This window comes from Cellulomonas biazotea, assembly GCF_004306155.1.
Lineage (GTDB): Bacteria > Actinomycetota > Actinomycetes > Actinomycetales > Cellulomonadaceae > Cellulomonas > Cellulomonas biazotea.
The window spans coordinates 1-3,859 of the sequence record NZ_BIMR01000266.1 but is presented as its reverse complement, the minus strand read 5'-3'; the positions used below and the strand labels follow the sequence as shown (position 1 = coordinate 3,859).

Genomic DNA, 3,859 nt, shown 5'->3' with positions numbered 1-3,859 from the left:
TGGCGAGGTCGGGGACGACGACGGCGACGGTCTCGGTGCGCCCCAGGGAGAGGCTGCGCGCGACGTTGCTCGGCCGGTAGTGGAGCTGGTCGGCGACCTCCTTCACGCGGCTGGCGAGCTCGGCGTCGACCGTGGTGTGGCCGTTCATCACGCGCGAGACCGTGGCGCGGGAGACCCCCGCGATGCGCGCGACCTCCGCGATGGTCGGCGCGCTGCGCGCCCACCCGTTCTGCGTCACTGCAGCCCTCCAGCGGGTCGTCGTTCGTCGGCCGCCCCGGCCCCCTGGTCCACCCTCGCCCGTGCCGTGCCGCGGGGCCCGTCGGGGCGTCCTGCGGGTGGCGGCGCGTGCTGGACGGACAGGGTCCTCCGGTACGGTTCCGGGCCGAACATACACGATCAGAAACCGGTTCCCAAGGGCCTTGCGCGGTGCTACGGTACCGACTCGGGAACCGGTTTCCCACGCAACGCCGATCGACAACGAGGTGATCGACGCATGTCGGTAGTGAGCGAGATCCGGCGCACGTCCGGACGACGACGCACCCCGGGCACCGCCCGTGGAGGCCCGCGACGCGGGGACGGCAAGGCCGCCGCCGTGTTCCTGGCACCGTGGTTCCTGGGGCTGGGCCTCATCACGGTGGGACCCATGCTGGCGTCGGCGTACCTGTCGTTCACCGACTACAACCTGCTGCGCCCCCCGACCTGGATCGGGTGGGACAACTACACGCGGATGTTCGAGGACCCCCGGCTCCTCAACTCGCTCAAGGTGACGTTCACGTACGTCCTGACGGCGGTCCCGCTGCAGCTGATCGTGGCCCTGGCGCTCGCGATGCTGCTCGACCGGGGCCTGCGCGGGCTCGCGTTCTACCGGTCCGTGTTCTACCTGCCGTCACTCCTCGGCGGCTCGGTCGCCGTCGCGATCCTGTGGCGCCAGGTGTTCGGCACCGAGGGGCTCGTCAACGCGTTCCTCGCGCTGTTCGGCGTGCAGGGCAAGGGCTGGGTGTCCGACCCGGACACCGCGCTGTGGACGCTCGTCATCCTGCACGTCTGGACGTTCGGCGCCCCGATGATCATCTTCCTCGCGGGTCTGCGGCAGATCCCGGAGATGTACTACGAGGCCGCGTCGATCGACGGCGCCGGCAAGGTGCGGCAGTTCCGCAACATCACGCTGCCGCTGCTCACGCCGATCATCTTCTTCAACCTCGTGCTCCAGATCATCGGCGCGTTCCAGAGCTTCACGCAGGCGTTCGTCGTCTCGGGCGGGACCGGTGGTCCGGCCGACTCGACGATGTTCTACACGCTCTACCTCTACCAGAAGGGCTTCACCGCCCTGCAGATGGGCTACGCCTCCGCGATGGCGTGGCTGCTGGTGCTCATCGTCGCCGCCATGACGGCCATCAACTTCCTCGCCTCCAAGTATTGGGTCTTCTACAGTGACTGACCTCCAGATGCGCCCCGACCCCGCGGCCGGCGTGCACGCCTCCCGCGCCGACGCCCGGCAGCGTCCCTCCGGGGCCGCCCCGGAGCACCGCCGCTCCCCGTGGCCCTCGCGCTCGCGCGCCCTGCTCAAGCACGCCGGGCTCATCGCGCTCGCGCTGCTCATGCTCTACCCGCTGATCTGGCTGCTCGTGAGCTCGTTCAAGCCGAGCGAGCTGATCTTCCGGGACGTGTCGCTCATCCCGTCGGAGATCGACACCACCAACTACACGGCCGGCTGGACGGCGCTGCAGTACCCGTTCAGCCGCTACCTGATGAACTCGGCGCTCATCGTGCTGGGCTCGCTGCTCGGGAACCTCGTGAGCTGCTCGATGGCGGCCTACGCGTTCGCGCGGCTCGAGTTCCGGGGCCGGCAGCTGTGGTTCGCGATCATGCTCATGTCGATCATGCTGCCGATCCACGTGATCATCGTCCCGCAGTACGTGCTGTTCTCCCGGCTCGAGTGGATCAACACGTTCCTGCCGCTGATCGTGCCGAAGCTGCTCGCGACCGACGCGTTCTTCATCTTCCTCATGGTCCAGTTCTTCCGCGGCATCCCGCGGGAGCTCGACGAGGCCGCGCGCCTCGACGGCTGCGGCCACGGCCGCCTCTACCTGCAGATCATGCTGCCGCTGTCGATGCCGGCCCTCGCGACCACGGCGATCTTCACGTTCATCTGGACGTGGAACGACTTCTTCAGCCAGCTGATCTTCCTCACCAGACCGGACATGTACACCGCCCCGGTCGCCCTCCGCACGTTCATCGACTCCACGGGGCAGAGCTCCTGGGGACCGATGTTCGCCATGTCGATCGTCTCCCTCCTGCCCGTCTTCCTCGCGTTCCTCTTCGGCCAGAAGTACCTGGTCAAGGGCATCGCGACGACAGGCATCAAGTAGGTCCCGGGCGTCAGCCCGGCCGCAGTGACCAGCACACCGACGTCCTCGTCACGAAGGAGAACCATGCGCCACCGTCCCGCCCTCCGCGGCCGGACCGCCGTCCTGCGGTCCGCCGCCCTGCTCGCCGTCGGGGCGCTCGCCCTGACCGCGTGCGCCGGTTCCAGCGAGGAGCCCGCCGCCGAGGCCACGAGCTCCGGCCCGCCCGAGCCCGTCGAGATCCGCTTCTCCTGGTGGGGGTCCGACACCCGGCACGAGCTGACGCAGCAGGTGCTCGACAAGTTCACCGAGAAGTACCCGCACATCACCGTCGTGCCGGACTACACGGACTGGAACTCGTACTTCGACAAGCTGAGCACCGGCGTCGCCGGTGGTGACGCCCCCGACGTCATCACGCAGGAGGAGCGCTACCTCGCCGACTACGCGTCGCGCGGCGTGCTCGCCGACCTCAACGAGCTCGGCCTCGACACCTCGAAGATCGACGACAACGTGCTGCAGTCCGGCACGATCGACGACGCGCTGTACGGCGTCGCGACCGGTGTCAACGCGTACGCGATCGTCGCCGACCCGGAGGCGTTCGCCGCCGCCGGCGTCGAGCTGCCCGACGACGAGACGTGGACGTGGGACGACTACGTCGACATCGCCAACCAGATCTCGACGGCGACCGGCAAGACGATCTACGGCGCGCAGGACTACGGCTTCAACGAGCCGGGCTTCTCGATCTACGCCCGCCAGCGCGGCGAGTCCCTCTACACCGAGGACGGCAAGGTCGGCTACAAGGACTCGACGCTCGCCGACTGGTGGCAGCACTCGCTCGACCTGCAGGCCGGCGGCGGCACGCCCGACGCCGCGCTCACGGTCGAGGTCGACGCCGGTGGCCCCGAGCAGTCGCTCGTCGGCACCAACAAGGGCGCCATGGCGTGGTTCTGGACCAACCAGCTGACCGCGATCAACAAGGCGTCCGGCCGTCAGCTCCAGCTGCTGCGCGTCCCCGGCGAGTCCGAGGAGGAGCGGACCGGCATGTACTTCAAGCCGGCCATGTACTACTCGGTCTCGGCCAAGTCGGAGCACCCGGAGGAGGCGAAGCTCCTCGTCGACTTCCTCCTCAACGACGTGGCGGCCGGTGAGCTGCTGCTGTCCGACCGTGGCCTGCCGGCCAACACCGAGGTCCGCGCCGCGGTGCAGGACAAGTTCAGCGACACGGACAAGCAGGCGGCGGAGTTCCTCGCCGACCTCGAGGACGAGATCGTCGACGGCCCGGTCGTCCCGCCCGTGGGCGCCGGTCAGGTCACGGAGATCACGCGTCGCCTCAACCAGGAGGTGCTGTTCGGCCGGATGTCTCCGCAGGACGCCGCCAAGCAGTACACGCAGGAGGTCACGCTCGCCATCGGCGGCTGACGGCGCTGCTCTCCCCCGTCCGACGGGCGGTCCGCTCCGGCGGGCCGCCCGTCGGCGCGTCCGGGCCGGGTATCTGCTCCGGCGGCGCGGACTCC

At 69.3% G+C, this 3,859-nt stretch carries 4 protein-coding genes; 3 read left to right on the top strand and 1 reads right to left on the bottom strand.

What is annotated here, in order from left to right; genetic code table 11:
• A partial coding sequence (locus tag CBZ_RS15865; protein WP_130782465.1) for a LacI family DNA-binding transcriptional regulator occupies positions 1-238 on the bottom strand: 238 nt, incomplete at its 3' end.
• Between the two features lie 255 nt (positions 239-493).
• Here CBZ_RS15865 and CBZ_RS15860 point away from each other — a divergent pair.
• The 3 genes from CBZ_RS15860 to CBZ_RS15850 all read left to right on the top strand — a co-directional run bounded on the left by CBZ_RS15860 (position 494) and on the right by CBZ_RS15850 (position 3,764).
• The gene (locus tag CBZ_RS15860) at positions 494-1,438 is read left to right on the top strand and encodes a carbohydrate ABC transporter permease (protein WP_174768689.1); all 945 of its coding nucleotides are present in this window, start codon (positions 494-496) and stop codon (positions 1,436-1,438) included.
• A 7-nt stretch (positions 1,439-1,445) separates the two neighbouring features.
• On the top strand, positions 1,446-2,369 hold the full coding sequence (locus CBZ_RS15855; protein WP_130782464.1) for a carbohydrate ABC transporter permease: 924 nt from the start codon (positions 1,446-1,448) through the stop codon (positions 2,367-2,369).
• A 63-nt stretch (positions 2,370-2,432) separates the two neighbouring features.
• Positions 2,433-3,764 carry an ABC transporter substrate-binding protein gene (locus CBZ_RS15850; RefSeq protein ID WP_130782463.1) on the top strand — a complete coding sequence of 444 codons (1,332 nt, stop codon included), beginning with the start codon at positions 2,433-2,435 and terminating at the stop codon, positions 3,762-3,764.
• The last annotated feature ends 95 nt before the right edge of the window (positions 3,765-3,859 follow it).